Genomic DNA, 26,478 nt, shown 5'->3' on the forward strand with positions numbered 1-26,478 from the left:
CGTAGGCCCGGTAAGGCGTAGCCGCCACCGGGCTAAAAATTCACGAACGAAGCCTTCCTGCCAGATGCACCGCCACATCCACACCGCTGCGCTCGAGTGATATGGTCTCCCCTTCCCACGCCGCCTGACGTGTCAGGCAGGTCAGGACGCCACCGGGCGGCATCTCGATCGCCAGCCGGGCTTCACGTTCATTCGCGGCAATCACCGCCTCCTGCCAGCGCACGGTGCGCGCCATGTTCATGGCAAGATCGTCCGCGATTTTCTCCGGCTGCCAGAGCACGCGTCCGGTGCTGCCGCTCAGATACGCACAGCGCGGTCGGGAAAGGGTGACCGCTTCAAACGCCGAGGCCAGCTTTTGTGCCGGCTTCGCCAGCAGTTCACAATGGGATGGCACGCTGACTGCCAGCCTTTGCACTTTGCTCGCCCCCTTTTCCAGAGCGCGTTTTGCCACCTGCGCCATCCCTTCATCGGATCCGGCAATGACGATCTGCGTTTCGGCATTCAGGTTAGCAATATACGTTCCGCTACCCTCGATAAGCTGTTCCACCTGCGGCAGGGTTAAGCCCATGATGGCCGTCAGGCCGTAGCCGTGGGGCCAGGCCTGTTCCATCAGATCGCCACGCAGCGCCACCAGCTTAAGGGCGTCCGTAAATTCCAGCGCCCCTGCTACTACCGCCGCGGGATAAGCACCAATCGATAAACCGCTGACGATGTCAGGCGACACGTCACGTCGCTCCAGCTCGCGCGCCCAGGACACGCCAGCAATCAGCAGAGAAAGCTGAACCGCACGGGTATGGGTTAACGAGGCGGCACTATCCAGCGTATCAACTTCGGCACCCAGCACCTCACGCGCCTGAGCCAGTTCCGTTCCCGGCAGGTTTTGCAGCATACCTTCATGCTGCGTACCCTGCCCCGGAAAGGTAAACAGTATTTTCATCACTCCTCCCTGCGCCATGGGTCTGCCACCAGGCGTGGCCCACGGCGGGTTTTCAGCAGCGTTTTGCCATCGCGCAGCCACTCCGCCAGCGCGAATCCGCCCTCTGGTGTATCCACCTGGGTATCAGCCCGGCACAGCGCACCACTCAACTGCGACTGCCAGGCGGTAAACGCGTCGGGTGATATCGGCTGCGGGGCGCGGATCAGCAGATCAAGATCGCTGTCGGCATGGATCACCGGAATGCCGGTCGCCAGCGCATAGCCGGTGCTGCCGGTTATACCCCATGTCCAAGGCCACGGCTGCTGCGCAAGCTGTAACGCCACCTGAACCGGTGGCTGGGTGACAAACGGCGAACGCAGCAGATCGGCGGTGGCGCACAGCTCTTCAGGTGACACCACGCGTAACACATTCCCGGGCTTCACCCATCCGGCCGCCCGCTGGTCGCGGCGCAGTCCGCGCACGCCAACGGGGATTCGGCCATCGTTATCAACATCACGCCGCACCACCACCGGCAGGCCGGTATGCCAGGCGGCATCCACCCAGGTTTCAGTAATACCTTCCAGCGCGTCGCGCGAGGTAAGCCAGATGAGGTCGTGGGGGCGTAATGTTGTGGTCATGATTACATTCCTGAAGTCAGCGAGATAAACAGCGGCAGCGACAGGATACACAGGACTGAGCTTAACAGCAGTACCGCTTCTGCATCCGGTGACTGCACGCCAAAGCGGTTACCAAACACGACCCCGAAGAAACCCGCGGACAGCGCAATCATCAGAATGGCGGTGATCGCCACGGAGCCGTGCAGACCGAAGATTAAAACGATACCCCAGGCAATGGCTGGCTGGATCAGCAGCTTAGCGATGGTGGAAGTGATCACCATGGTGTTGATCTGCAGCTTACGGGCAGAGAGGATCACCCCAGTCAGGAACAGCGCCGCAGCGGTGGCAGACAGCCCCAACGGTTTAATTGCAGAGAGGACCAGTTCCGGCATTTTGATGCCGATGGCGGATAAAATCACACCCAGCAGAGGCCCCATCACGATCGGTTTTTTAATGGATCGCCACATCAGCACCGGCAGCATAGAGAGGGTTGAGCCGGAGATATTGCCCTCAGCGCGCGCTTTTTCCCGCTCCAGGATCAGCAGACAGAACGGCGTCATCAGCACGGACCCGCAGGCAATAGAGACCGCCACAGACAGAGACGTGGTAGATCCTTCACCCAGCACGCTGCCCAGAATCGGCAGACCAAGCGCCGCATAGTTTGGCAGCGCGACGGTGAGCGTCAGCACGGCCGCATCCTGAGGGGATTTTTTAAAGACCTTCGTGGCAAGGAAATAGATGGCTGCGTAGGTGATCCACATCGCCAGAGTCAGTACCAGGATCAGCGGCGACTGCGCCACGATACCGGTCCACGGGGTTTGCACGGTCGCGCTGAACAGCGCGGCAGGCAGCGCAAAATCCATGACGAAGATATTGAGCAGGGAAACATTTTTGTTATCGACCATCTTTGCCTTACCGGCCCAGAATCCCAGCAGCATGATGACGAAAATCGGTGCGAGAGCATGAACAATTACGTAAGTCATAAATCACCTGTGATTAAAAAGAAGTAGCACTGGCGCGATGATTATTATTTTCAGGATGCAGTTTCCCGCACGGGCGTAACGGATACGCCCGTGAGGTTGTGCATCTGGCAGGTCTCTTTTTACTTACCAGCTGGCGCGCATACGTTCGCGTACGAGCGCCGAGCTGCGGCGATTGTCAGCACCCAGACGGCTTTTCAGCGTCGGATCCTGACGAGCGTCACTGATGACCTGTTGCAGGGTGGTTTTCACCAGCGTCAGGTCGCTATCGGATGGGGCATCCGGGTTGCTGATATCCAGCAGGCTCGAGAGCAGCCCCAGCGTGGCGTAGTTGCTGATGTCATACGCCATAGGTGGGATAGTGGCGGCCAGTTTTTCCAGCGCCTCCACGCTGCGCAGGGTGATCCGCGCGGCAGACGCTTTCCCCATGGCATGGATGAGCACGCCTTTATCGTTAAAAGCAATCAGTCGGTTGGCCTGGTAACCATGCGCCAGAAACGCGCCGGACATGGCTTTACCCACAATCAGGCCAATCACCGCATGACCCGCCAGGCGCGCGTTGGCGTAGGCGGCCGCAGCGCCTGCCAGCGCCTGGTGGATACCAAACGCCTCTTCGCGACGGCCATAAGCCTGGCTTGGGACGTCGATCACCGCCACAATCGGGCGTTTAACGGCTTTATCAGCATCTGCCGCGACGGTTTCGCTGACCACTTTCGCCAGCGTCCAGCCTTCCAGCAGACCGACTTCCCCTTTCGCCGCGCGCGGGAAGTGGTTGTTGGCATCCGGCACTACGGCGATAAAACGCACCGTTTCACCGTTCAGCTCGCCGTCTGCCGCCTGCACGGACGGGCATAACCCTTCCACACGTTTTGCATTCGGGGCGAGAATGTCCAGCCAGAGTTCGCCACGGCTCATTGCGTTACTCATCATTTCACCTCCCGGGCAAAAAGCGCGTTAATCTGTTCGGCATCGGCCTGCTTGCGGGTGTCGAAATTCATCAGGCGGTTCAGGTAATCGTCGTAGTTATCGGTACGATGTTTCGCCGGGATGCCTTTGGCGATGGCCTCGTTCATCGCGGCTTTCACCGCATTCACGCCGTCGCCGACCAGCGCGTCCACCAGCCCGCTCTGATAGCGCACCTCACCGCCGGTCATGCTCCAGATAAACGGACGGTCGCGGGAGTCGTACTCTTCAATGCCCGCTTCCTGCTCAATAACCTGTGGGCCGTTTAACCCCAGACGCGCTTCGCGGGTCACAATCAGGTAGCTGCAAAGCGCTGCGGCGATGGACATCCCGCCGAAGCAGCCCACGGTTCCGGCCACAATCCCGATAACGGGCGTGTAGCGACGCAGGTCAACAATCGCCGCGTGGATATCGGCAATCGCCGCCAGGCCGAGGTTGGCTTCCTGCAGGCGTACGCCGCCGGTTTCGAGGCACAGCACCGCCTGAGTCGGAATGCCGTTGCGGTTATCTTCCGCTGCCAGCTCCAGTGCTGCTGCCATTTTCGCGCCGGAGACCTCGCCCATGCTGCCGCCCTGGAACGCGCCTTCAATCGCCACGACGACCGCAGGCTGGCCGTTGATAGTCCCTTTCGCGACCACCATGCCGTCATCGGCCTGCGGCACAATGCCCTGTGGCCCCAACCACGGAGAGATAATGCCTGCAAACGGATCCAGCAGTTCGCGGTAGCTGCCCTCGTCGAGCAACGCCTGCGCACGCTGGCGCGCTTTTAATTCGATAAAGCTGCTGTCATCACGCATGGCTCACCCCTTCAAAAACCTGTTCGATACGAATGCGCGCCACGCCCGGCGTCGCGCCAAAGTCGTGGATGGTCAGTTTGCCTGCGGGCAGACTGCTGACGGTCTCCAGGCGGCTGAATAATGCCTCCCAGCGTCCGCGGCTGTTGTCGACGGAGGTGGTGATATCAATGGTTAAGGTCTGGCCCGGTTCGGCGGAGAACAGCACCTCCATATCCCCGGATCCAACTACCCCTGCCAGCGCCCGGCCGCTTAACGTGCGGCTGGCTGGCATGGTCAATGTGATTTTTTCCATAACATCCTCTTAATGCTTTGAATAGGGCGTTTCGACACGGTCAAGAAACAGCGTGGCGGCAAGCAGGTCGGCGGCACCGCCCGGTGAGGCATTGAGCGTCAGCATCTGGCGATCTAACCGCGCCAGCGCCTGCTGCCCCGCGAGCGTTGCGCATCCTCCGGCGTTCAGTACCGCCCGGGCGCCGTTCTGCATGGCGTCCAGCCCCTCCATTCCAGCGCGCGACAGCACGCAGGTATCGGTGAGCGAGGTCATGATTGCCATCAGCGCGTCGAGTCTGGCGTTTGTTTCGCTGCTGCCGTTGAGACGGCTCAGGCGAAGCTGCGGCAGCGCGCGCTGCATGATGTGCGGAAACGCCTGCTGAGCCTCTTCCCGCGCGCCCGGTACGCGGTAGCGGTGCGTGGCGCGTAACCCCTTACTGAACACCTTCGGTGCCGCGTCGTCCGGGAGTTTCGCCAGCTGTGCGGCGGTGTTAGCGACGGTTTGCGCGCGGGCATCGCCGCCCAGCATCGCCACCGCGCTCACCAGCAGCCCCAGCGCCCAGATTGCGCCACGGTGCGTATTCACGCCGTCGGTGGCGATCATCATCTGCCGTTCGCCTTCACGGCCAAGGCGGCCAACGGTTTGCCGTAGGGCAATATCCGCCGGACGCTGCCAGCTCTGCTGCGCCAGCGCCTGAAACGTGGAGGTCAGGCTGTGCGCGGAGCGCTCCATCAGCGCAAGCGATAAATCGTGGTGCGCGCCGTTCCCCCGACTGTCCACCAGACCGGGTTTCGGGCTTAAGCGTGCTTCGTCAATCAGACACTGCGTGGCGGTTCGCGCCAGCCATTCGGCACCGCCTTCAACCTGAATCTGGGGCAGAAGTGTCATTACCAGCTCCGGAATTTCGCAGGTGGGTTGTAGAGACCGCCGGACCACTCAACGAGGTCAGCCACGCTGCCCGCCGCCAGCAGAGAGCGGGTGGCATCAGTACGGCGAATCCCCATGTCTTCCGGGTACACGACCTTGCCGCTCTGGCGCAGTTCCGCCACGCGTCTGGCATCCACGCCCAGACCAATATCGGTGATACCGGCCACGGCTGCGACCATGGCGCGACGCTCTTCCAGATCTTTTGCCCGGTAGAGGTAGGCAATCCCCTCTTCCGTCAGCACGTGGGTGACGTCATCGCCGTAAATCATCACCGGTGCCAGCGGCATGCCGGAGGCTTTCGCCACGTCAACGGCGTCCAGTTTTTCCACGAAGGTAGGCTTCACGCCCGCCTGGAAGGTTTCCACCATCTGTACGACCAGTTTTTTACCGCGTTGCATCGGGTCGGGTTCGGTGATCATGTTCAGCCAGGCCGGAGTGGCGTGGCGACGGCCGTGTGGATCATGGCCCATGTTCGGCGCGCCGCCGAAGCCGGAGAGACGACCGCGGGTCACCGTTGAGGAGTTGGCGTAACCATCCACCTGCAGGGTTGAGCCGATAAACATATCCACCGCGTACTGGCCCGCCAGCTGGCAGAAGGCGCGGTTGGAGCGCATGGAGCCGTCAGCACCGGTGAAGAACACGTCCGGACGGGCGCGGATGTACTCTTCCATCCCCAGTTCGCCGCCGAAGCAGTGCACGCTCTCCACCCAGCCGCTTTCAATTGCCGGGATCAGCGTCGGATGCGGGTTCAGCGTCCAGTGTTTACAGATTTTGCCCTTCAGGCCGAGCTGTTCACCGTAGGTGGGCAGCAGCAGCTCAATTGCCGCGGTGTTAAAACCGATCCCGTGGTTCAGAGACTGCACCTGGTGTTCAGCGTAGATGCCTTTGATGGCCATCATCGCCATCAGGATATGTTCCTGTTTGATCAGGCGCGGGTCGCGGGTAAACAGCGGTTCGATAAAGAATGGCTTGTCGGCCACCACCACGTAGTCAATCCAGGAGCCTGGGATATCAACGCGCGGCAGGTCGCATTCGTCGTCCACCAGCTCGTTAACCTGTGCGATGACGATGCCATCGTGGAACGCGGCGGCCTCCACCAGCGCCGGGGTATCTTCGGTACTTGCCCCGGTGTAGAGATTGCCTTTGCGGTCTGCTTTAAACCCGGCGATCAGCGCCACGTTTGGTGAAAGGTCGACGTAGAGACGCGAATACAGTTCGATATAGGTATGAATAGCACCGATTTCGAGTTGACCATCCTCCAGCAGCTGGGAGATGCGCAGGCTCTGTGTGCCGGAGAAGGAGAAGTCCAGCTTACGGGCAATGCCCTTCTCAAAGATATCCAGATGTTCACTGCGGCCAACGCTTGGCATGATCATGTGCAGGTCATGCACAATTTGCGGGTTTACTTCGGCCAGCGAGCGGGAAAGAAAATCCGCCTGCTTCTGGTTGTTGCCTTCCAGAACGACCTTATCGCCTGGCGCGATCAGCTTTTCCAGCATGGCGACAAGGTCGCCGGTTGGCAGAACCTTGCCCTGCACCGGTACGGAGGCCAGACGACGCGCTTTTTCGCTGCGTCGGGTGTTCCATTGCCGGGTGGGTATTTGCCCAGATAACATTATTAACCTCCTGATTCAGCACATCATTTTGATTTGCTTAACGCTGAGTAAAGTCTGCACCCTGGCGGAAAAGGCATCAATTAAGCGTAGAGTGGAATCATTAGCCTGAGAGTAATAATCAAGGTAAATATTTGTGATCGGGATCAGTTCATGCTTCGGAAAACCAGGCTAAACGGGGTACAATTCGGAAGGTATAGTAAATTTCTGACAAGAATCAGCATCGCCCTTATGACCCAAATCATTCCCTCAGACTTCGACCTCACCGCCGAAGACAGCACTGATTTCGTGCCCATGCGCGGCGTGGCCAACTGCCACCTGCAGACCATGCTGCCGCGCCTGATCCGCCGCAAGGTGCAGTTCACTCCGCACTGGCAGCGGCTGGATTTGCCGGACGGTGATTTTCTGGATCTCGCCTGGAGCGAAGATCCCGAACAGGCGCGCCATAAACCCCGCCTGGTGGTGTTTCACGGTCTGGAAGGCAGCCTGCACAGCCCGTATGCCCATGGGTTAATCCAGGCGGCAAAAGCGCGCGGCTGGCTGGGCGTGGTGATGCATTTTCGGGGATGCAGCGGCGAGCCGAATCGTCAGAAACGCATCTATCACTCCGGCGAAACCGAAGATGGCACCTGGTTTTTGCACTGGCTGCGGGATAATTTCGGCACTGTGCCGACGGCGGCGGTGGGCTATTCGCTCGGCGGAAATATGCTGGCCTGTCTGCTGGCTAAAGAGGGAGACGCGGTACCGCTGAATGCCGCGGTGATTGTCTCTGCCCCCTTCATGCTGGAACAGTGCAGCTACCACATGGAGAAAGGCTTTTCCCGGGTCTATCAGCGCTACCTGCTCAACCTGCTAAAAGCCAATGCGGCGCGCAAGCTGAAGGCCTATCCGGATACCCTGCCAGTAAGCCTGCGTCAGTTGAAAAAGGTCCGCCGCATTCGTGAGTTCGACGACCTGATCACCGCCAAAATTCATGGGTTCGCCGATGCCATTGACTACTATCGTCAGTGCAGCGCCATGCCGCTGCTCAGCAAGATCACTCAGCCGACGCTGATCATTCACGCGAAAGATGACCCGTTTATGGATCATCACTCCATCCCTGCACAGGAATTTCTGCCCGACAACGTTCACTACCAGCTGACCGAGCACGGCGGTCACGTGGGGTTTGTCGGCGGAACGCTGCGTCGCCCGAAAATGTGGCTGGAGACGCGCATTCCTGACTGGTTAACCCCTTACCTGGACGGTGCAACATGATTATCCCCTGGCAGGATCTGGCGCCCGAAACGCTCGATAATCTGATTGAAAGCTTTGTCTTGCGTGAAGGCACCGATTATGGTGAACATGAACGCTCGCTTGAGCAAAAGGTCAACGATGTTAAACGCCAGCTTAAAAGCGGCGACGTGGTGCTGGTGTGGTCTGAACTGCATGAGACGGTCAATATCATGCCCCGCAACGCGTTTCACGGCTGATCTTTCAACCTTTCCAGTCAGGGAGTTGCTATGTCTGCCAGACATCCGGTTATTGCCGTTACGGGGTCGAGTGGTGCGGGAACCACCACCACCAGCCTCGCGTTTCGCAAGATTTTCGCCCAGTTGAATCTCCGCGCAGCGGAGGTCGAAGGCGACAGCTTTCACCGCTATACGCGCCCGGAGATGGACATGGCCATCCGCAAAGCGCGTGATTTGGGCAAACACATCAGCTACTTCGGCCCGGAGGCCAATGACTTCGGCCTGCTGGAGCAAACGTTTCAGGAGTACGGTCTAAGCGGCAAAGGCCAGTCCCGCAAGTATCTGCACACCTACGACGAAGCCGTTCCCTGGAATCAGGTCCCGGGCACCTTTACTCCCTGGCAGCCGCTGCCGGAACCTACCGACGTGCTGTTTTACGAAGGATTGCACGGCGGCGTGGTGACGCCGCATCACGACGTGGCGCGACATGTGGATCTGCTGGTCGGCGTGGTGCCAATCGTGAACCTGGAGTGGATCCAGAAGCTGACGCGAGACATCAGCGAGCGCGGCCATTCACGCGAGGCGGTGATGGATTCGGTTGTGCGCTCAATGGAAGATTACATCAATTACCTGACACCACAGTTTTCCCGCACCCACATCAACTTCCAGCGTGTGCCGACGGTGGACACTTCCAACCCGTTCGCGGCCAAAAGTATCCCGTCGCTGGATGAGAGCTTTGTGGTGATCCATTTCCGCAATCTCGACGGCATCGATTACCCCTGGCTGCTGGCGATGCTGCAGGGTTCGTTTATTTCTCACATGAATACGTTAGTGGTGCCCGGCGGAAAAATGGGGCTGGCGATGGAGCTGATCATGACGCCGCTGGTGCAGCGGTTGATGGAAGGGAAACAGATCGCATAATCATATTCCCTCTCCCGGTAGGAGAGGGTTAGGGTGAGGGCATCAACACGCACGATGCCCCGTCAATCACGCCTCGATCACTTCATACGAATGGGTAATTTTTACGGCTTTCTCCAGCATTAATGCCACAGAGCAGTATTTTTCCGCAGACAGATCCACCGCGCGTGAGACGGCAGCATCTTTCAGCGCTTTCCCGGTGACAACAAAATGCAGGTTAATGTGCGTGAACAGGCGTGGCGCCTCTTCGCGACGTTCTGACGTGAGCTTGACTTCACAGTCGGTCACATCATGACGGCCCTTTTGCAGAATCGACACCACGTCAATCGCGCTGCATCCCCCTGCCGCCATCAGCACCATCTCCATTGGGCTGGGTGCTTTATCGCCGGAGTTACCGTCCATCAAAATCTGGTGTCCCGACGAGGACTCGCCCAGGAACGTTAAACCTTCTACCCATTTCACGCGCGCTTGCATATTCATTAGCTCCAACGTTGCATTTTTGGTGACAGATTACGCGTGCGTTACATTTCTCGCAATGGAAGGCGACCTGCGTCATGCTGAAGCGAGACACCAGGAGACACGCGGCGAAAGCTATGCTAAAACACTCTGGATGCTACAGTAATACATTGACGTTACACATGTATGCAGAGGACATCAAACTTTACTGGCTGCGAAACGTTACGACAGCCGACTTCCCAGGTATGGGTAAGAATTCGATTGCAACCCCAGAGTCCGGATGCATCTTATGACTCTGGTGACAGCTTATAACAGAGGATAACAGCGCATGGTGCTTGGCAAACCGCAAACAGACCCGACTCTCGAATGGTTCTTGTCTCATTGCCACATTCATAAGTACCCATCGAAGAGCACGCTGATTCACCAGGGTGAAAAAGCGGAAACGTTGTATTACATCGTCAAAGGCTCGGTGGCAGTGCTGATCAAAGATGAAGAAGGGAAAGAGATGATCCTTTCTTATCTGAACCAGGGCGATTTTATCGGTGAACTGGGCCTGTTTGAAGAAGGCCAGGAACGTAGCGCCTGGGTTCGTGCAAAGACAGCATGTGAAGTGGCTGAAATTTCCTACAAGAAATTCCGTCAGTTGATTCAGGTTAACCCTGACATCCTGATGCGTCTTTCTTCGCAGATGGCTCGCCGTCTGCAGGTGACATCAGAGAAAGTGGGTAACCTCGCCTTCCTGGACGTGACCGGCCGTATCGCGCAGACCCTGCTGAACCTGGCGAAACAGCCAGACGCTATGACCCACCCTGACGGCATGCAAATTAAAATTACCCGCCAGGAAATTGGTCAGATCGTCGGTTGCTCCCGTGAAACAGTGGGCCGTATCCTGAAAATGCTGGAAGATCAGAACCTGATCTCCGCCCACGGTAAAACCATCGTGGTTTACGGAACCCGTTAATCCCGATAAAACGGCGTGCCATCGCAAGGTGTCACGCCGTTTTTGTCTCTACTCCCCATGTGGCGCAGGCTGATTTATCACCCGGAAGTTAACTACGCACTGCGACAAACGCTGGTGTTGTGCCTTCCTGTGGCCGTGGGCCTGATCCTTGGGCATCTTCAGCAGGGGCTGCTGTTTTCACTGGTTCCCGCCTGCTGCAACATTGCCGGTCTCGACACCCCGCATAAGCGTTTTTTCAAACGTCTGATTATCGGCGGTTCGCTGTTTGCCGGGTGTAGCCTGGCCGTGCAGCTTTTGCTGGCCCGCGATATTCCGCTGCCGCTGATCCTGAGCGTGCTGGCGATGACGCTGGGGGTGACCGCCGAAATCAGTTCACTGCACGCGCGTTTACTGCCCGCCTCACTCATCGCGGCCATCTTTACCCTGAGTCTCGCAGGTAACATGCCAGTGTGGGAGCCGCTGCTGATCTACACCCTCGGTACGCTATGGTATGGCCTGTTTAACTGGTTCTGGTTCTGGCTGTGGCGGGAACAACCGCTGCGTGAATCCCTGAGCCTGCTCTATGTCCAGCTTGCGGAGTACTGCGAAGCCAAATACACACTGCTGACCCAGCATACCGACCCGGAAAAATCGCTGCCGCCGCTGCTGACGCGCCAGCAGAAGGTGGTGGATCTGATAAGCCAGTGCTACCAGCAGCTGCATATGCTGGCCGCCAACAAGAACCACGAATATAAACGGCTGCTGCGCACCTTCCAGGTGGGGCTGGATCTGCAGGAGCATATCTCCGTGAGCCTGCACCACCCGAAGGAGGTGCAAAAGCTGGTGGAGCGCAGCCATGCCGAAGCGGTGATCCGCTGGAACGCGCAGACCGTGTCCGCACGCCTGCGGGTACTGGCCGACGACATTCTTTATCACCGTTACCCCACCCGCTTTAACATGGACAAGCAGCTCGGCGCACTGGAGAAAATCGCCCGCCAGCACGAGGATAACCCGGTAGGCCAGTTTGCCGCCTGGCACTTCAGCCGTATTGCCCGCGTCCTGCGTACCCAGCGCCCGCTCTATCCCCGCGATCTGATGGCGGATAAGCAAAAGCGCCTGCCGCTACTGCCTGCGCTTAAAAGCTATCTCTCGTTTAAATCTTCCGCCCTGCGCAACGCCGCCCGGATTAGCGTGATGCTGAGCATCGCCAGCCTGATGGGCATGGCGCTGCATCTGCCCAAACCCTACTGGATATTAATGACGGTACTGTTTGTCACCCAGAATGGCTACGGCGCCACGCGGGTGCGTATTCTGCACCGGGCGGGCGGAACCATGGCGGGGTTGATTATCGCGGGCGTAACGCTGCACTTCCACGTGCCGGAAGGCTATACGCTGGCAGGCATGCTATTGATTACCCTGGTGAGCTACCTGATCATCCGCAAAAACTACGGCTGGGCGATGGTGGGCTTTACGGTCACGGCGGTATACACCCTGCAATTGCTTACGCTCAATGGCGAACAGTTTATTGTCGCCAGGCTTATCGATACCCTGATTGGCTGTCTGATTGCCTTTGGTGGTATGGTCTGGCTGTGGCCACAATGGCAAAGCGGCCTGCTCAGGCAGAACGCCCACGACGCGCTGGAGGCCGACCAGCAGGCTATCCGCCTGATCCTGAGCGACGATCCGCAGCCCTCCCCGCTGGCGTATCAGCGGATGAAGGTCAACCAGGCACATAACGCCCTGTTCAACTCGCTGAATCAGGCGATGCAGGAGCCCGGCTTTAACTCGCACTATCTGGCGGATATGAAGCTCTGGGTGACGCACAGCCAGTTCATCGTCGAACATATCAACGCGATGACCACGCTGGCGCGTGAACATACCATGCTAACGCCAGACCTGGCGCAGCGCTATTTGCAGTCGTGTGAGATTGCCCTGCAGCGGTGTCAGCAGCGTCTGGAGTATGACGCGCCGGGTGAATCGGGGGATTCGAACATTCTGGAAGCGCCGGAAACGCTCACCCACGGGCCAATGAGCACCCTGGAGCAGCATCTGCAGCGCATTCTGGGGCATCTGAACACCATGCACACCATTTCGTCGGTGGCATGGCGTCAGCGTCCGCATCACGGCATCTGGTTAACGCGGCGGTTAAAACGAACCGAGTATTAGCCTTTAACGATCTTCGCGACCGCCGCGGCAAAGCGGGTTAATCCATCTTCAATATCGTTCTCTTCGACCACCAGCGACGGCGCAAAGCGCATCACGTCCGGGCCGGCGTTGAGTACCATCACCCCTTCGTGAGCAGCGGCGTGCAGGAAATCGCGTGCGCGGCCTGTGTACTGCGGCTTCAGCTCAGCGCCAATCAGCAGTCCCATGCCACGGATCTCGCTGAAGACGTCGTACGTTTCGTCGATCTGCTGCAGATGTTTCACGAACAGCTCGCGCTTCGCCTGAACGCCGCTTAATACCTCCGGCGTATTGATGATATCAAACGCCGCACCGGCGATGGCGCAGGCCAGCGGGTTTCCGCCGTAGGTGGAGCCGTGTGAGCCGACATGGAACGCGGAAGCGATCTCCTGGGTGGTGAGCACCGCGCTGACCGGGAAGCCGCCGCCGAGCGCTTTGGCGCTGGTCAGAATATCCGGCGTCACGCCGTAGTGCATATAGGCGAACAGGGAGCCGGTACGCCCCATCCCGCTCTGGACTTCATCAAACACCAGCAGCGCCTGATGCTGATCGCACAGCGCGCGCAGCCCTTTGAGGAATTCCGGCGTTGCCGCCGTCACGCCGCCTTCACCCTGAATCGGCTCAACCACGACCGCGCAGGTATGATCATCCATCACCGCTTTCACCGCATGCAGATCGTTAAACGGCACATGAATGATATCGGCGGGTTTCGGACCAAAGCCGTCGGAATACTTCGGCTGGCCGCCAACGGAAACGGTAAACAGTGAACGACCGTGGAAAGCGTTATGGAAAGCGATGATTTTGGTTTTGTACGGGCTGTGGCGTGTGGAAGCATAGTAGCGCGCCAGCTTGAAGGCGGTTTCGTTGGCTTCGGTCCCGGAGTTCATAAACAACACGCGCTCGGCGAAAGTCGCGTCAATGATCTTGCGCCCCAGGCGCAATGCCGGTTCGTTGGTAAAGACGTTGCTGGTGTGCCACAGGGTTTCGCCCTGGGTTTTCAGTGCCTCGACCAGTGCAGGATGGCAATGCCCCAGCGCCGTCACCGCAATCCCCCCGGCGAAATCCACGTACTCTTTCCCCTGCTGATCCCAGACGCGGCTGCCTTTTCCCTTTACCGGGATAAACTCGGCCGGTGCATAAATCGGCAGAATGACTTCATCGAATGTCGCGCGGGTAATTGCAGATTGTTCAGTTGCCATGTCATGACCATCCATTTTATGTCACATTGATTGTGAAAATATAATCACAAAATATGCATAAAAAATCACAGCAAGGCAACAGATATTCAGCGATTGAGGAAATTAGCCAGTAGCTGGTGCCCCTGTTCGCTGAGAATACTCTCCGGGTGGAACTGCACCCCTTCGAGATCCCATTCACGATGGCGAATGCCCATGATCTCCTGCGTCTCGCTCCAGGCGGTCACCTCAAAGCAGTCGGGCAGCGTCGGCGGGTCAATCACCAGAGAATGGTAGCGCGTGACGGTTAACGGGTTATTTAACCCACTAAACACGCCCGTGCCGGTGTGGGTAACCGGTGAGGTTTTACCGTGCATCACCCTGGCAGCGCGGACGATGGTGGCGCCAAACACCTGCCCGATGGCCTGATGGCCAAGGCAGACGCCAAGAATCGGCAGCCTGCCGGCGTAGTGGCGGATCACATCCAGAGAAATACCCGATTCCGATGGGGTACACGGCCCCGGCGAGATAACGATTTTCTTTGGGGCCAGCGCGTCAATCTCGGTCAGGCTGATGTCGTCGTTACGGCGGACAACCACCTCTGCACCCAGTTCACAAAAATACTGGTAAAGGTTCCAGGTGAAGGAATCGTAGTTATCAATCAGCAGAATCATGGCGGCTCCCGAAAAAAATGCCGCCCTATTCTACTCAGATTCCCGCGCTTCGCTCACTACTTTGGCAAAGATAGCGTTCAGGGCGGACAAATCTCCCGTTGCGCCGCTCTGGTTAGCCGCGACCCACTGCTCAGGATCGATATCGCGCCAGTCCAGCAGGTAACCCGCATGGATCGCCAGCTGTTCAAAGAAAACACGCTGCGCAATGCCATTACCGCTGGCAAAGGGATGCAGCATATTGATTTCACAATAGTAATGGCTTATCCGCTCGATAAACTCCTCTTTCTGAAGACCCACCAGGTACCGGTCGCTTTCCAGTGCCGACATCAATTCATTGCCCATCTTCTCAATGTATTCGAAATGGCAAAAAGGAATGTCCCCTTTGAAAATATCGTCCGTACGGTATTCACCTGCCCGCTTCATCTCTCTGCGATACAGATGGCGGTGAATAAGGCACAGATGGGGCAACCCAGGCGCTGAAGGCCCAAGTTCCAGCGTCTCAATCTGGGGATCTGAAGGACCATGACCCTTTTCAAGGAGACAACTGGCCTGAAAATTGACGTTACGCTGCTGCTCCCAGAGACGGGATTTTTGCTTATCGGTGAGTTTTTTCACTTAACGCCTCCCTGAATATGTCCGTTTGCCAAAGTATAAGCAGCAAAACGCGCTTTCGCAGGGAGGGCTAACAACACGGGCGAGACGCGCCCGTGTCAAAGAGGGTTACGGCAGTACTTTTGCAGAGAGGATCACGACCGGTTTGGATGGTACATTCTGGTATGGCCCAACGTCGTGGGTCTGTACCTGAGAAATCTTGTCCGCCACGTCCATCCCTTTTACCACTTTACCAAACACCGCATAGCCGAAGTCACGCTGGCCGTGGTCGAGGAAGGCGTTATCCGCCACGTTGATAAAGAACTGGCTGGTAGCGCTGTCCTTATCCGCCGTACGCGCCATGGCGATGGTGCCACGGGTGTTCAGCAGGCCGTTGTCCGCTTCGTTTTTGATCGGTGGATTCGGCTGTTTCTGCTGCATCTGCTCGTTGAAACCGCCGCCCTGCACCATAAAGCCTGGGATCACGCGGTGGAAGGTGGTGTTGTTGTAAAAGCCGCTGTTTACGTAGTCGAGGAAGTTTTTCACAGAAACCGGGGCTTTCTGGCTATTCAGTTCCAGCTCAATATTCCCTGCGGAGGTGGTCAGCAGAACATGAGGGTCCCCTTTTGCTGCCAGCGCAGCCGGGGAAACGGCAGAAAGAGCAAACACAGCTGCGACAGCCGCCAGTGTTGATTTGAGCATGAGAATTCCTTAACAAAGCGCAGTATAAAAAGCGAATGGCTTGATTCTAAAGAGCAGTATGAACGGAGACCAGCCTTTTACCTAATTTTACGAAATTGAAACAGTTGTTACCGCGCAAACGATTGGTTATGACGCAATTTTATGTGATCGCGATCACATAAAAACCTGCAATGAAGCTCATATTTTCTTTAAAAGATATGAATGGATCACTTTCACGACTAAAATCTGCCCGCTCTCAGCGCCTATCCGGCGCTTTTCTTTTCCTGAACAGGCCAGACATGACTAACAGCAATCGTATCAAGCTCACATGGATCAGCTTCTTCTCCTACGCCCTGACCGGCGCGTTGGTGATCGTCACCGGGATGGTGATGGGAAATATCGCAGACTACTTCCAGCTGCCCGTTTCCAGCATGAGTAACACCTTCACCTTCCTCAACGCGGGGATCCTGATCTCCATTTTCCTGAATGCCTGGCTGATGGAAATTGTTCCGCTGAAAACGCAGCTGCGTTTTGGTTTTGTGCTGATGGTCGCCGCCGTGGCGGGTCTGATGCTGAGCCACAGCATCGCCCTGTTCTCCGCCGCCATGTTCGTGCTCGGTCTGGTCAGCGGGATCACCATGTCGATTGGTACCTTCCTGATTACCCATATGTATGAAGGCCGTCAGCGCGGCGCGCGCCTGCTGTTTACCGACTCCTTCTTCAGCATGGCCGGGATGATTTTCCCGATGGTCGCGGCCGTTCTGCTGGCGTGCAGCATTGAGTGGTACTGGGTCTACGCCTGTATCGGCCTGGTTTACGTGGCCATCTTCATCCTGACCTTCGGCTGCGAATTCCCGGTTCTGGGTAAAAAAGCACAGACCACGGCAGAGCCTGTGGCGAAAGAGAAATGGGGTATCGGCGTACTGTTCCTCTCCATTGCCGCACTGTGCTACATCCTGGGTCAACTGGGCTTTATCTCCTGGGTGCCGGAATACGCCAAAGGTCTGGGCATGAGCCTGAACGACGCGGGTAAACTGGTGAGCGATTTCTGGATGTCTTACATGTTTGGCATGTGGGCGTTTAGCTTCATCCTGCGCTTCTTCGATCTGCAGCGCATCCTGACCGTGCTGGCAGGCCTGGCTACCGTGCTGATGTATCTGTTCATCAACGGTTCCCCGGACCACATGCCGTGGTTCATTCTGACCCTGGGCTTCTTCTCCAGCGCCATTTATACGTCGATCATCACCCTGGGCTCCCTGCAGACCAAAGTGGCCTCGCCGAAGCTGGTGAACTTCGTACTGACCTGCGGCACCATCGGCACCATGCTGACCTTTGTGGTGACGGGCCCGATCGTCGCCCACAGCGGTCCGCTGGCGGCGCTGCACACCGCTAACGGCCTGTACGCCGTGGTGTTCATCATGTGCTTCATCCTGGGCTTTGTAACCCGCCACCGCCAGCATAACGCTGCAGCGGCGTCGCACTAATCCCTGCGCCCCTCTGCGCTACGCAGAGGGGCTGTTTCTGGCAAAACTTATCTCTTCTCCCCCGCTATCCATCTGGATCCAGGTCTGCGCCAGCTGCGTGGTGGCAATAATCCGCCCCTGCCGAATGGACCAGCGCACCGGCACCTGACAGCGTACCGCCTCAAACCCACTCTCTGCAGGCAAAATCAACAGGTTCGCCGGGTTACCCGTCTCAATACCGTAATCGCTCAGGCCAAACGTGCGGGCGCTGTTATGGGTGATCAGGTTCAGGCCGCTGTCAATTTGCGGGTAGCCCATCATCTGACAGACGTGCAGCCCCATATGCAGCACCTGCAGCATATTGCCGGTACCGAGCGGATACCATGGATCAAACACATCATCATGACCAAAGCAGACGTTAATGCCCGCCGCCTGTAGCTCCTTCACGCGGGTAATGCCCCGACGCTTCGGATAGTCGTCAAAGCGCCCCTGCAGGTGGATATTCACCAGCGGATTCGCCACAAAGTTAATACCCGACATCTTCAGCAGGCGGAACAGCCGCGAGGTGTACGCGCCATTGTAAGAGTGCATGGCGGTGGTGTGGCTGGCCGTGACCCGCGCGCCAATGCCAGCTTCATAGGCCAGCGTGGCGACCGTCTCCACAAAGCGGGACTGCTCATCGTCGATTTCATCACAATGAATATCCAGCGGACGGTCGTATTTCTTCGCCAGGTCAAAGGCGATATGCAGGGACTGCACGCCGTATTCCCGGGTGAATTCGAAGTGCGGGATGGCACCCACCACATCCGCGCCCAGCGTTAATGCCTCTTCCAGCAGCGCCGCGCCGTTCGGGTAAGAGAGAATGCCTTCCTGAGGGAATGCCACGATTTGCAGCGTCACCCACGGGGCGACCTCCTGTTTAACCTCCAGCATCGCCTTCAGGGCGGTAAGCGTCGGGTCGGAGACATCCACGTGGGTGCGGACAAACTGGATCCCGTTGGCAATTTGCCACTTCAGCGTTTTCCATGCGCGCGCTTTGACATCTTCATGACTGAGCAGCGCCTTACGCTCCGCCCAGCGTTCAATCCCTTCAAACAGCGTGCCGGATTGGTTCCAGTGTGGCTCGCCCGCCGTCTGCGTGGTATCCAGGTGAATATGCGGCTCAATAAACGGTGGAATGGCAAGTCCGCCGCGGGCATTTAAGACCTCATAGCTTTCGCTGTGGGTCTTGTCCATGGGCGTGATATCACCAAACCGACCGTTCTCGATGGCGATCTGCCACAGCCCTTCGCGATCCGGTAAACGAACATTGTGCACAAGCCAAAGCGGTGTTGTAGACATACCTTTCCCCTGAAAAACGCGGCTGAAATTAAGGAGTACCTGTTTTTCCAAAAATAGCCACTCTTTTTGTACATAAAATCGACGACAACGAAAAGCCAGCGATTTCCATAACTTATAAAAATCCTGACAAATCATACATCTACCACCTAGGGAGTAGGCGAAGGCGTATTTGATTTGCATCAATAAGTGCCCCTGCTGAATCGTTAAGGTAGGCAGTAATAGAAAAGAAATCGAGGCAAAAATGAGCAAAGTCAGACTCGCTATCATCGGTAACGGCATGGTCGGCCACCGCTTTATTGAGGATCTTCTCGATAAAGCCAGCGCTGAGCAGTTCGATATTACCGTGTTCTGTGAAGAACCCCGCAAGGCGTACGACCGTGTGCACTTGTCTTCCTACTTCTCCCATCATACCGCCGAAGAGCTCTCTCTGGTGCGTGAAGGTTTCTATGAGAAGCATGGCGTAAAAGTGCTGGTGGGCGAACGCGCTATCACCATCAACCGTCAGGAGAAAGTGATCCACTCCAGCGCTGGCCGTACGGTTTTTTACGACAAGCTGATCATGGCGACTGGCTCATATCCGTGGATCCCGCCTATCAAAGGTTCGGAAACGCAGGATTGCTTCGTTTACCGTACCATTGAAGATCTCAACGCCATCGAATCCTGCGCACGTCGCAGTAAACGCGGCGCGGTGGTCGGGGGCGGCCTGCTGGGTCTGGAAGCAGCCGGAGCGTTGAAAAACCTCGGCGTTGAAACGCACGTCATCGAATTTGCCCCGATGCTGATGGCCGAACAGCTGGACCACATGGGTGGCGATCAGCTGCGCCGTAAGATTGAAAGCATGGGCGTGAAAGTCCACACCAGCAAAAACACCAAAGAGATTGTGCAGGAAGGCACCGAAGCGCGTAAAACCATGCGCTTTGCCGACGGCAGCGAGCTCGAAGTTGACTTTATCGTCTTCTCAACCGGTATTCGCCCACGCGACAAGCTGGCCACCCAGTGCGGTCTGGCGGTTGCCCAGCGCGGCGGGATCATGGTGAACGATACCTGCCAGACCTCCGACCCGGATATCTATGCTATCGGCGAATGTGCCAGCTGGAATAACCGCGTGTACGGTCTGGTGGCGCCGGGCTACAAAATGGCGCAGGTCGCCGTTGACCATATCCTCGGAAACGAAAACGCCTTCGAAGGCGCGGACTTGAGCGCCAAGCTGAAGCTGCTGGGCGTGGACGTGGGCGGCATCGGCGATGCGCATGGCCGCACGCCGGGCGCGCGCAGCTACGTTTATCTCGACGAGAGCAAAGAGATCTATAAACGCCTGATCGTCAGCCAGGACAACAAAACCCTGCTCGGTGCGGTGCTGGTGGGCGACACCAGCGACTACGGCAACCTGCTGCAACTGGTGCTGAACGCCATCGAACTGCCGGAGAATCCGGACGCGCTGATCCTCCCGGCGCACGCTTCCAGCGGCAAGCCGTCTATCGGCGTCGATAAACTGCCGGACAGCGCGCAGATCTGCTCCTGCTTCGACGTCACCAAAGGCATGTTGATCTCCGCCATCAACAAAGGCTGTCACACCGTTGCGGCGCTGAAAGCGGAAACCAAAGCCGGAACCGGCTGCGGCGGCTGTATCCCTCTGGTCACTCAGGTGCTTAACGCCGAACTGGCGAAACAGGGCATCGAAGTGAACAACAACCTGTGCGAGCACTTCGCGTACTCTCGCCAGGAGCTGTATCACCTGATCCGCGTGGAAGGCATTAAATCCTTCGACGAACTGCTGGCCAAGCACGGCCAGGGCTATGGCTGCGAAGTGTGTAAACCGACCGTCGGCTCCCTGCTGGCCTCTTGCTGGAATGAGTACATCCTCAAACCAGAACATACGCCGCTGCAGGACACCAACGACAACTTCCTGGCAAATATCCAGAAAGACGGGACTTACTCCGTTATCCCACGCTCTGCGGGCGGTGAAATCACCCCGGAAGGGCTGGTGGCCGTGGGCCGTATCGCGCGTGAATTTAACCTCTACACCAAAATCACCGGTTCCCAGCGTATCGGCCTGTTTGGTGCACAGAAAGATGACCTGCCGGAGATCTGGCGTCAGCTGATTGAGGCGGGCTTCGAAACCGGTCACGCGTATGCCAAAGCGCTGCGCATGGCAAAAACCTGCGTGGGCAGCACCTGGTGCCGCTACGGCGTGGGCGACAGCGTGGGCTTCGGCGTCGAGCTGGAAAACCGCTACAAAGGCATTCGTACCCCGCACAAAATGAAGTTCGGCGTCTCCGGCTGTACCCGTGAATGTGCCGAAGCGCAGGGGAAAGACGTGGGGATCATCGCCACCGAGAAAGGCTGGAACCTGTACGTCTGCGGTAACGGCGGGATGAAACCACGCCACGCTGACCTGCTGGCGGCCGATCTTGACCACGACACGCTGATTCAGTATCTCGACCGCTTCATGATGTTCTACATCCGTACCGCCGACAAACTGACCCGTACCGCTTCCTGGCTGGATAATCTGGAGGGTGGCATCGACTACCTGAAGTCGGTCATCATCGACGATAAGCTGGGCCTGAACGAACATCTGGAAGCGGAGATGGCGCGCCTGCGCGCGGCGGTGATTTGCGAGTGGACGGAAACCGTCAACACGCCAGCGGCACAGACACGCTTCAAACACTTCATCAACAGCACCCAGCGCGACCCGAACGTGCAGGTAGTAGCAGAGCGCGAACAGCATCGTCCGGCGACACCTTATGAACGTATTCCGGTGACGCTGGTGGAGGAAAACGCATGAGCCAGTGGGTAAACATCTGCAACATTAACGACATTCTGCCGGCAACCGGCGTCTGTGCGCTGCTGGGAAACGAGCAGGTCGCGATTTTCCGCCCTCGCCACGACGAACAGGTTTTTGCCATCAGCAATATCGACCCGTTTTTTGAGGCCAGCGTCCTCTCCCGCGGGCTGATTGCCGAGCATCAGGGTGAACTGTGGGTCGCCAGTCCGCTGAAAAAACAGCGTTTCCGTTTAAGCGACGGACTGTGCATGGAAGATGAAAGCTACTCGGTGAAGCACTACGACGTTCACGTGAAGGACGGCCAGGTGCAGTTAAAAGCCTAACCCCCCGCCTTTCCTATAGGAAAGGCTTATGACCCCTTATGGGTAACGGCAGGAAAAACCGTATGTTTCCGGCGATTCCTGCTGTTATTCTGACGTCAATTCTTACCCCCTCCATGAATGCTGTGAGGTAATGTCGTGGACCACCTGCCGATTTTCTGTCAATTACGCCATCGCGACTGCCTGCTTGTGGGTGGCGGCGATGTGGCTGAACGCAAAGCCCGCTTGCTGTTAGAGGCAGGTGCCCGTCTTACGGTTAACGCCCTCGCCTTCGCACCACAGTTTGAAGCCTGGGCGAAGGAAGGGATGCTCACGCTGAATCAGGGGGAGTTTAACGAGTCCCTGCTGGATACCTGCTGGCTGACTATTGCCGCGACGGATGACGATGAAGTGAATCAGCGCGTCAGCGATGCCTGCGAAGCGCGCCGTATATTCTGCAACGTGGTGGATGCGCCGAAAGAAGCCAGCTTTATCATGCCGTCGATAATCGACCGTTCACCGCTGATGATTGCGGTGTCGTCAGGTGGCCGCTCGCCGGTTCTCGCCCGCCTGCTGCGGGAAAAACTGGAAGCACTGCTGCCGCAACATCTTGGGCAAATTGCCCACTATGCAGGGCAACTGCGTTCACGAGTGAAGCAAACCTTCGCGACCGTGGGCGAGCGCCGTCGCTTCTGGGAAAAATTCTTCGTCAATGACCGGCTTGCCCAGTCGCTGGCCAATCAGGACGTGAAGGCGGTTGAAGAGACGACCGAGCAGTTACTCTCTGAACCGCTGGATCATCGTGGCGAGGTGGTGCTGGTAGGCGCAGGCCCCGGCGATGCGGGATTACTGACGCTGAAAGGACTCCAGCAGATCCAGCAGGCCGATACCGTTGTGTATGACCGTCTGGTCTCCGATGAGATCATGAATCTGGTACGTCGCGATGCGGACCGGGTGTTTGTGGGTAAACGTGCGGGTTATCACTGCGTGCCGCAGGAAGAGATTAATCAGATCCTGCTGCGGGAAGCGCAAAAAGGAAAACGTGTGGTGCGCCTGAAGGGCGGGGATCCGTTTATCTTTGGTCGCGGCGGCGAGGAACTGGAAACCCTGTGCAACGCAGGCATTCCGTTCTCTGTGGTGCCTGGCATTACGGCGGCATCCGGCTGTTCGGCATACTCCGGTATTCCATTGACCCATCGTGATTACGCGCAGAGCGTGCGTCTGATAACGGGGCACCTGAAAACCGGCAGCGAACTGGACTGGCACAACCTGGCCGCCGAAAAGCAGACGCTGGTCTTCTATATGGGGCTGAATCAGGCCGCTACGATCCAGGCGAAATTACTTGAACACGGCATGGAAGCGGATATGCCCGTCGCGCTGGTGGAAAACGGCACCTCCATTAAGCAGCGCGTGGTAAATGGCGTGCTGACACAGCTGGGTGAGCTGTCGCAGCAGGTTGAAAGCCCGGCGCTGATTATTGTCGGCCGCGTGGTTGAACTGCGCGATAAACTCAACTGGTTCTCAAATCACTAGCGCATATTCTCCCCTCTTCGAGTAGTCCTTAACCGGACTACTCCCCTGTTACTGCTGTCGATAACATACCTCCCGCGAAATGGAACTTTTCCATTTATTCCCTCGTGTTACATCCAATTTAGTTTTTTTAAGACAAGGAATGCGTATGTTCAAACTGGCTAAAGCTGCCGTTCTGGTAGGCCTGTTATCGACTCTGACGGCCTGCACTGGCCACGTGCAAAACACCAAAAACAACTGCAGCTACGATTACCTGCTGCACCCGGCGATCTCCATTTCGAAGATCATCGGGGGTTGTGGCCCGGCGGCACAGCAGTAAGCTGTTTTACAGGTGTAAAAAAACCGGGGATTCCCCGGTTTTTTTGTTTAGAAAAGTGCGGCGTGATGCCCTCACCCTGGCCCTCTCCCACAGGGAGAGGGTACAAACCCTAAAACGGTAACGCCGTTACCGTTTTGCTTTTACCTAAGGCTTCGCAACAAACCCAATCGCTTCGTACACCGCTTTCAGGGTTTCTGACGCGCGCGCGCTGGCTTTTTCAGCGCCCTCTTTCATCACCTTCTGCAGGAAGGCTTCATCGTTACGGTAGCGGTGATAACGCTCCTGCAGCTCGGTCAACATACCGGAAACGGCATCCGCCACTTCGCCTTTCAGGTGGCCGTACATCTTGCCTTCAAAGTGCTGTTCCAGCTCAGGAATGCTCTGGCCGGTCACACCGGAGAGGATATCCAGCAGGTTAGAGACCCCCGCTTTGTTCTGCACATCGTAGCGCACAACAGGCGGCTCGTCGGAGTCGGTCACGGCACGCTTGAGCTTTTTAACCACCGATTTCGGATCTTCCAGCAGGCCGATAACGTTGTTTCGGTTATCGTCAGACTTGGACATCTTTTTGGTCGGCTCCAGCAGCGACATCACGCGTGCACCGGATTTTGGAATAAATGGCTCTGGCACTTTGAACACTTCGCCATACAGGGCGTTAAAGCGCTGGGCGATATCACGGCTCAGCTCAAGATGTTGCTTCTGGTCTTCACCCACCGGCACCTGGTTAGTCTGATACAGCAGAATGTCAGCCGCCATCAGCACCGGATAGTCAAACAGACCGGCGTTAATGTTCTCGGAATAGCGCGCGGATTTATCCTTAAACTGCGTCATACGGCTCAGTTCACCAAAGTAGGTGTAGCAGTTCAGCGCCCAGCCAAGCTGTGCATGCTCCGGCACGTGAGACTGAACGAAGATGGTGCTCTTTTCAGGATCGATCCCGCAGGCCAGATAGAGCGCCAGGGTGTCCAGCGTGGCTTTACGCAGCTTCTCAGGATCCTGACGGGCGGTAATAGCATGCAGATCCACAATGCAGTAAATGCAATGGTAGTCATCCTGCATGCTAACCCACTGACGTAACGCACCCATGTAGTTACCAATGGTCAATTCACCTGACGGCTGGGCGCCACTAAAAACGATGGGCTTAGTCATTTTTCAATTCCTGATGTTCACTGTATGAAAGCCCGAGTGCGGGCAACAAATCTTTGAAGCGATCGAACACGACGTCCGGCTCACTCAGGGTAATGGCCTCACCGTAGTTGTAGCCATAGGTTAACCCCACGGAGGGACAACCCGCCGCTCTGGCAGCCAGAATATCATTGCGTGAATCACCGACAAAGAGCAGCTCAGCAGGTGTTAAGGATAATTTTCCTGCCACCAGCAACAGCGGTTCCGGGTGCGGCTTTTTATTCTGTACGTCATCACCGCCCACAATCACGGTGAAGTATTTCGCGATATCCAGCGCGTCCAGTAATGGCGCAACAAACGGCGTCGGCTTGTTGGTAACCAGCCCCAGCGGAATGCCTTTCGCATGCAGCGCGCTCAGCGTTTCCTTCACGTCCGGGAACAGGAAGCTGCCTTCTTCAACGGTTTCTTCGTAGAAACGGTCAAACAGTTTGCGCAGAATCCGTAGCTGTTCTTCCTGCGGGATATCCGCGTGATCAACGCTCGGTTTACCTTGTGCGGAACGTTGTGACGCACGCTCCTGCCGAGCCCACGTCAGGGCGCGCTCCATCAGGACATCTGCGCCATTACCAATCCACGTCACGACGCGATCTTCGCCCGCGACGGGCAGTTCAAGGGCGTACAGCGCCTGGTCGACGGCGCTCGTTAAGCCCGGCGCGCTGTCAACCAGCGTGCCATCGAGGTCAAATGCAATACCCCGGGTTGCCTGCAATTTATCCATGACTTACCTTCGCCAGCTCGCGGCGCATTTCATCTATAACTTTCTTGTAATCCGGTTGGTCGAAAATTGCCGAACCGGCAACGAACATATCCGCGCCCGCAGCCGCAATTTCACCAATGTTAATCACCTTCACGCCACCATCCACTTCCAGACGGATGTCATAGCCGGACTCATCAATACGACGGCGCACTTCACGCAGTTTATCGAGCGTGTGAGGAATGAATGACTGCCCGCCAAAGCCCGGGTTAACGGACATCAGCAAGATAACGTCCAGCTTATCCATCACATAGTCGAGATAGCTCAGCGGCGTTGCCGGGTTAAAGACCAGACCCGCTTTACAGCCGTTTTCTTTAATCAGCTGCAGCGTGCGGTCAACGTGTTCAGACGCTTCCGGGTGGAAGGTAATGATACTGGCGCCCGCCGCGGCAAAATCAGGCACGATGCGGTCAACCGGTTTCACCATCAGATGGACGTCAATGGGCGCGGTAATACCGTAGTTACGCAGCGCCTTGAGCACCATGGGGCCAATGGTCAGATTAGGAACATAGTGGTTATCCATAACGTCGAAATGGACGACATCCGCACCCGCGGCGAGCGCGTTAGCAGTGTCCTCACCCAGGCGGGCAAAATCGGCCGACAGAATTGAGGGAGCAATCAAAAACTGTTTCATCCGCATCTCCTTGAAAT

The 26,478-nt window shown here is 57.1% G+C and carries 27 protein-coding genes; 10 read left to right on the plus strand and 17 right to left on the minus strand.

The genetic code is table 11. The features are described from left to right. Positions 1 to 40 precede the first annotated feature (40 nt). The 8 genes from mdcH to mdcA form a co-directional block, all read right to left on the minus strand. On the minus strand, positions 41 to 937 hold the full coding sequence (gene mdcH, locus ACOTZF_RS16515; protein ID WP_023619824.1) for a malonate decarboxylase subunit epsilon: 897 nt from the start codon (positions 935 to 937) through the stop codon (positions 41 to 43). Then, positions 937 to 1,554 carry a malonate decarboxylase holo-ACP synthase gene (locus ACOTZF_RS16520; protein ID WP_114519293.1) on the minus strand — a complete coding sequence of 206 codons (618 nt, stop codon included), beginning with the start codon at positions 1,552 to 1,554 and terminating at the stop codon, positions 937 to 939. Before ACOTZF_RS16520 ends, mdcH begins: the two co-directional genes overlap by 1 nt. A gap of 2 nt (positions 1,555 to 1,556) precedes the next feature. Continuing rightward, entirely contained in the window at positions 1,557 to 2,516 is a 960-nt protein-coding gene (locus ACOTZF_RS16525) for an AEC family transporter (RefSeq protein WP_129252521.1), read from the minus strand. Positions 2,517 to 2,639: 123 nt separating this feature from the next. Next, positions 2,640 to 3,440 (minus strand): biotin-independent malonate decarboxylase subunit gamma, encoded by an 801-nt coding sequence (mdcE, locus tag ACOTZF_RS16530; RefSeq protein WP_129252559.1) that lies wholly within the window; start codon positions 3,438 to 3,440, stop codon positions 2,640 to 2,642. After that, positions 3,440 to 4,273, minus strand: a complete 834-nt coding sequence (locus ACOTZF_RS16535; protein ID WP_129252523.1) for a biotin-independent malonate decarboxylase subunit beta — start codon at positions 4,271 to 4,273, stop codon at positions 3,440 to 3,442. Before ACOTZF_RS16535 ends, mdcE begins: the two co-directional genes overlap by 1 nt. Then, positions 4,266 to 4,565 carry a malonate decarboxylase acyl carrier protein gene (gene mdcC, locus ACOTZF_RS16540; RefSeq protein WP_129252525.1) on the minus strand — a complete coding sequence of 100 codons (300 nt, stop codon included), beginning with the start codon at positions 4,563 to 4,565 and terminating at the stop codon, positions 4,266 to 4,268. Before mdcC ends, ACOTZF_RS16535 begins: the two co-directional genes overlap by 8 nt. Before the next feature lie 9 nt (positions 4,566 to 4,574). After that, positions 4,575 to 5,432: a triphosphoribosyl-dephospho-CoA synthase gene (locus ACOTZF_RS16545; RefSeq protein ID WP_013099049.1), complete on the minus strand. Its 858-nt coding sequence runs from the start codon at positions 5,430 to 5,432 to the stop codon at positions 4,575 to 4,577. Further along, complete coding sequence (gene mdcA / locus ACOTZF_RS16550; protein ID WP_013099050.1) at positions 5,432 to 7,087, minus strand: malonate decarboxylase subunit alpha; 1,656 nt, start codon at positions 7,085 to 7,087, stop codon at positions 5,432 to 5,434. Before mdcA ends, ACOTZF_RS16545 begins: the two co-directional genes overlap by 1 nt. 228 nt (positions 7,088 to 7,315) lie before the next feature. Between mdcA and ACOTZF_RS16555 the strand changes: the two genes are divergently transcribed. Genes ACOTZF_RS16555 through ACOTZF_RS16565 form a run of 3 tightly spaced genes read left to right on the plus strand, consistent with a single transcriptional unit; the run spans position 7,316 to position 9,453 of the window. Continuing rightward, complete coding sequence (locus ACOTZF_RS16555) at positions 7,316 to 8,338, plus strand: hydrolase (RefSeq protein WP_013099052.1); 1,023 nt, start codon at positions 7,316 to 7,318, stop codon at positions 8,336 to 8,338. Beyond that, entirely contained in the window at positions 8,335 to 8,553 is a 219-nt protein-coding gene (locus ACOTZF_RS16560; protein ID WP_013099053.1) for a YheU family protein, read from the plus strand. The genes ACOTZF_RS16555 and ACOTZF_RS16560 overlap by 4 nt, the downstream gene beginning before the upstream one ends. A gap of 30 nt (positions 8,554 to 8,583) precedes the next feature. Continuing rightward, positions 8,584 to 9,453: a phosphoribulokinase gene (locus ACOTZF_RS16565; protein WP_013099054.1), complete on the plus strand. Its 870-nt coding sequence runs from the start codon at positions 8,584 to 8,586 to the stop codon at positions 9,451 to 9,453. 66 nt (positions 9,454 to 9,519) lie between these two features. Here ACOTZF_RS16565 and ACOTZF_RS16570 read toward each other — a convergent pair whose 3' ends face one another. After that, entirely contained in the window at positions 9,520 to 9,924 is a 405-nt protein-coding gene (locus ACOTZF_RS16570) for an OsmC family protein (RefSeq protein WP_028027906.1), read from the minus strand. 310 nt (positions 9,925 to 10,234) lie between these two features. Between ACOTZF_RS16570 and crp the strand changes: the two genes are divergently transcribed. Further along, positions 10,235 to 10,867 (plus strand): cAMP-activated global transcriptional regulator CRP, encoded by a 633-nt coding sequence (gene crp, locus ACOTZF_RS16575; protein ID WP_000242758.1) that lies wholly within the window; start codon positions 10,235 to 10,237, stop codon positions 10,865 to 10,867. Positions 10,868 to 10,924: 57 nt separating this feature from the next. Continuing rightward, on the plus strand, positions 10,925 to 13,012 hold the full coding sequence (locus tag ACOTZF_RS16580; protein WP_038981462.1) for a YccS/YhfK family putative transporter: 2,088 nt from the start codon (positions 10,925 to 10,927) through the stop codon (positions 13,010 to 13,012). Here ACOTZF_RS16580 and argD read toward each other — a convergent pair. From argD to ppiA, 4 genes are all read right to left on the minus strand, one after another. After that, entirely contained in the window at positions 13,009 to 14,229 is a 1,221-nt protein-coding gene (argD, locus tag ACOTZF_RS16585) for a bifunctional acetylornithine/succinyldiaminopimelate transaminase (protein ID WP_195908050.1), read from the minus strand. The two genes, ACOTZF_RS16580 and argD, sit on opposite strands and share 4 nt — an antisense overlap. 86 nt (positions 14,230 to 14,315) lie before the next feature. After that, positions 14,316 to 14,879 carry an aminodeoxychorismate synthase component 2 gene (gene pabA / locus ACOTZF_RS16590; protein WP_013099059.1) on the minus strand — a complete coding sequence of 188 codons (564 nt, stop codon included), beginning with the start codon at positions 14,877 to 14,879 and terminating at the stop codon, positions 14,316 to 14,318. Positions 14,880 to 14,909: 30 nt separating this feature from the next. Next, positions 14,910 to 15,494, minus strand: coding sequence for a putative adenosine monophosphate-protein transferase Fic (locus ACOTZF_RS16595; protein WP_013099060.1), 585 nt, complete (start codon positions 15,492 to 15,494; stop codon positions 14,910 to 14,912). A 105-nt stretch (positions 15,495 to 15,599) separates the two neighbouring features. Next, the gene (ppiA, locus tag ACOTZF_RS16600; protein WP_013099061.1) at positions 15,600 to 16,172 is read right to left on the minus strand and encodes a peptidylprolyl isomerase A; all 573 of its coding nucleotides are present in this window, start codon (positions 16,170 to 16,172) and stop codon (positions 15,600 to 15,602) included. Between the two features lie 278 nt (positions 16,173 to 16,450). Here ppiA and tsgA point away from each other — a divergent pair, with 278 nt between their 5' ends. Then, positions 16,451 to 17,635: an MFS transporter TsgA gene (gene tsgA, locus ACOTZF_RS16605; protein WP_129317775.1), complete on the plus strand. Its 1,185-nt coding sequence runs from the start codon at positions 16,451 to 16,453 to the stop codon at positions 17,633 to 17,635. A gap of 18 nt (positions 17,636 to 17,653) precedes the next feature. Here the strand turns inward: tsgA and ACOTZF_RS16610 are convergent, their stop codons facing one another. Continuing rightward, complete coding sequence (locus tag ACOTZF_RS16610; RefSeq protein WP_129317776.1) at positions 17,654 to 18,955, minus strand: cytosine deaminase; 1,302 nt, start codon at positions 18,953 to 18,955, stop codon at positions 17,654 to 17,656. Between the two features lie 241 nt (positions 18,956 to 19,196). Between ACOTZF_RS16610 and nirB the strand changes: the two genes are divergently transcribed. The 4 genes from nirB (at position 19,197) to ACOTZF_RS16630 (ending at position 23,888) form a co-directional block, all read left to right on the plus strand. Then, the gene (nirB, locus tag ACOTZF_RS16615; RefSeq protein ID WP_013099064.1) at positions 19,197 to 21,740 is read left to right on the plus strand and encodes a nitrite reductase large subunit NirB; all 2,544 of its coding nucleotides are present in this window, start codon (positions 19,197 to 19,199) and stop codon (positions 21,738 to 21,740) included. After that, on the plus strand, positions 21,737 to 22,063 hold the full coding sequence (gene nirD / locus ACOTZF_RS16620) for a nitrite reductase small subunit NirD (protein WP_421636122.1): 327 nt from the start codon (positions 21,737 to 21,739) through the stop codon (positions 22,061 to 22,063). Before nirB ends, nirD begins: the two co-directional genes overlap by 4 nt. A 135-nt stretch (positions 22,064 to 22,198) precedes the next feature. Continuing rightward, positions 22,199 to 23,572 (plus strand): siroheme synthase CysG, encoded by a 1,374-nt coding sequence (gene cysG / locus ACOTZF_RS16625; RefSeq protein WP_062935223.1) that lies wholly within the window; start codon positions 22,199 to 22,201, stop codon positions 23,570 to 23,572. A gap of 145 nt (positions 23,573 to 23,717) precedes the next feature. Next, positions 23,718 to 23,888 carry a YhfL family protein gene (locus ACOTZF_RS16630; RefSeq protein ID WP_008503029.1) on the plus strand — a complete coding sequence of 57 codons (171 nt, stop codon included), beginning with the start codon at positions 23,718 to 23,720 and terminating at the stop codon, positions 23,886 to 23,888. 144 nt (positions 23,889 to 24,032) lie between these two features. Here ACOTZF_RS16630 and trpS read toward each other — a convergent pair whose 3' ends face one another. The 3 genes from trpS to rpe are packed head-to-tail and all read right to left on the minus strand — an operon-like array spanning position 24,033 to position 26,461. Next, positions 24,033 to 25,037 (minus strand): tryptophan--tRNA ligase, encoded by a 1,005-nt coding sequence (gene trpS / locus ACOTZF_RS16635; protein ID WP_020687783.1) that lies wholly within the window; start codon positions 25,035 to 25,037, stop codon positions 24,033 to 24,035. Beyond that, the gene (gene gph, locus ACOTZF_RS16640) at positions 25,030 to 25,791 is read right to left on the minus strand and encodes a phosphoglycolate phosphatase (RefSeq protein ID WP_013099068.1); all 762 of its coding nucleotides are present in this window, start codon (positions 25,789 to 25,791) and stop codon (positions 25,030 to 25,032) included. Before gph ends, trpS begins: the two co-directional genes overlap by 8 nt. Further along, a complete protein-coding gene (rpe, locus tag ACOTZF_RS16645) occupies positions 25,784 to 26,461 on the minus strand; it encodes a ribulose-phosphate 3-epimerase (protein WP_129252529.1) in 678 nt (225 codons plus the stop codon). The genes gph and rpe overlap by 8 nt, the downstream gene beginning before the upstream one ends. Positions 26,462 to 26,478 lie beyond the last annotated feature (17 nt).

The sequence above is a fragment of the Enterobacter cloacae complex sp. SHL021 genome, from assembly GCF_049237765.1.
GTDB classification, from domain to species: domain Bacteria; phylum Pseudomonadota; class Gammaproteobacteria; order Enterobacterales; family Enterobacteriaceae; genus Enterobacter; species Enterobacter cloacae.

Bases quoted from the DNA above. Each gene is read 5' to 3' on its own strand.
- nirB (WP_013099064.1), top strand. From the start codon at position 19,197: ATGAGCAAAGTCAGACTCGCTATCATCGGTAACGGCATGGTCGGCCAC.
- ACOTZF_RS16570 (WP_028027906.1), bottom strand. From the start codon at position 9,924: ATGCAAGCGCGCGTGAAATGGGTAGAAGGTTTAACGTTCCTGGGCGAG.
- crp (WP_000242758.1), top strand. From the start codon at position 10,235: ATGGTGCTTGGCAAACCGCAAACAGACCCGACTCTCGAATGGTTCTTG.
- pabA (WP_013099059.1), bottom strand. From the start codon at position 14,879: ATGATTCTGCTGATTGATAACTACGATTCCTTCACCTGGAACCTTTAC.
- ACOTZF_RS16580 (WP_038981462.1), top strand. From the start codon at position 10,925: ATGTGGCGCAGGCTGATTTATCACCCGGAAGTTAACTACGCACTGCGA.
- ACOTZF_RS16545 (WP_013099049.1), bottom strand. From the start codon at position 5,432: ATGACACTTCTGCCCCAGATTCAGGTTGAAGGCGGTGCCGAATGGCTG.
- ACOTZF_RS16520 (WP_114519293.1), bottom strand. From the start codon at position 1,554: ATGACCACAACATTACGCCCCCACGACCTCATCTGGCTTACCTCGCGC.
- mdcE (WP_129252559.1), bottom strand. From the start codon at position 3,440: ATGAGTAACGCAATGAGCCGTGGCGAACTCTGGCTGGACATTCTCGCC.
- trpS (WP_020687783.1), bottom strand. From the start codon at position 25,037: ATGACTAAGCCCATCGTTTTTAGTGGCGCCCAGCCGTCAGGTGAATTG.
- rpe (WP_129252529.1), bottom strand. From the start codon at position 26,461: ATGAAACAGTTTTTGATTGCTCCCTCAATTCTGTCGGCCGATTTTGCC.
- mdcH (WP_023619824.1), bottom strand. From the start codon at position 937: ATGAAAATACTGTTTACCTTTCCGGGGCAGGGTACGCAGCATGAAGGT.
- ppiA (WP_013099061.1), bottom strand. From the start codon at position 16,172: ATGCTCAAATCAACACTGGCGGCTGTCGCAGCTGTGTTTGCTCTTTCT.
- ACOTZF_RS16525 (WP_129252521.1), bottom strand. From the start codon at position 2,516: ATGACTTACGTAATTGTTCATGCTCTCGCACCGATTTTCGTCATCATG.
- ACOTZF_RS16630 (WP_008503029.1), top strand. From the start codon at position 23,718: ATGTTCAAACTGGCTAAAGCTGCCGTTCTGGTAGGCCTGTTATCGACT.
- ACOTZF_RS16610 (WP_129317776.1), bottom strand. From the start codon at position 18,955: ATGTCTACAACACCGCTTTGGCTTGTGCACAATGTTCGTTTACCGGAT.
- ACOTZF_RS16560 (WP_013099053.1), top strand. From the start codon at position 8,335: ATGATTATCCCCTGGCAGGATCTGGCGCCCGAAACGCTCGATAATCTG.
- tsgA (WP_129317775.1), top strand. From the start codon at position 16,451: ATGACTAACAGCAATCGTATCAAGCTCACATGGATCAGCTTCTTCTCC.
- nirD (WP_421636122.1), top strand. From the start codon at position 21,737: ATGAGCCAGTGGGTAAACATCTGCAACATTAACGACATTCTGCCGGCA.
- mdcC (WP_129252525.1), bottom strand. From the start codon at position 4,565: ATGGAAAAAATCACATTGACCATGCCAGCCAGCCGCACGTTAAGCGGC.
- ACOTZF_RS16555 (WP_013099052.1), top strand. From the start codon at position 7,316: ATGACCCAAATCATTCCCTCAGACTTCGACCTCACCGCCGAAGACAGC.
- gph (WP_013099068.1), bottom strand. From the start codon at position 25,791: ATGGATAAATTGCAGGCAACCCGGGGTATTGCATTTGACCTCGATGGC.
- mdcA (WP_013099050.1), bottom strand. From the start codon at position 7,087: ATGTTATCTGGGCAAATACCCACCCGGCAATGGAACACCCGACGCAGC.
- ACOTZF_RS16565 (WP_013099054.1), top strand. From the start codon at position 8,584: ATGTCTGCCAGACATCCGGTTATTGCCGTTACGGGGTCGAGTGGTGCG.
- ACOTZF_RS16535 (WP_129252523.1), bottom strand. From the start codon at position 4,273: ATGCGTGATGACAGCAGCTTTATCGAATTAAAAGCGCGCCAGCGTGCG.
- argD (WP_195908050.1), bottom strand. From the start codon at position 14,229: ATGGCAACTGAACAATCTGCAATTACCCGCGCGACATTCGATGAAGTC.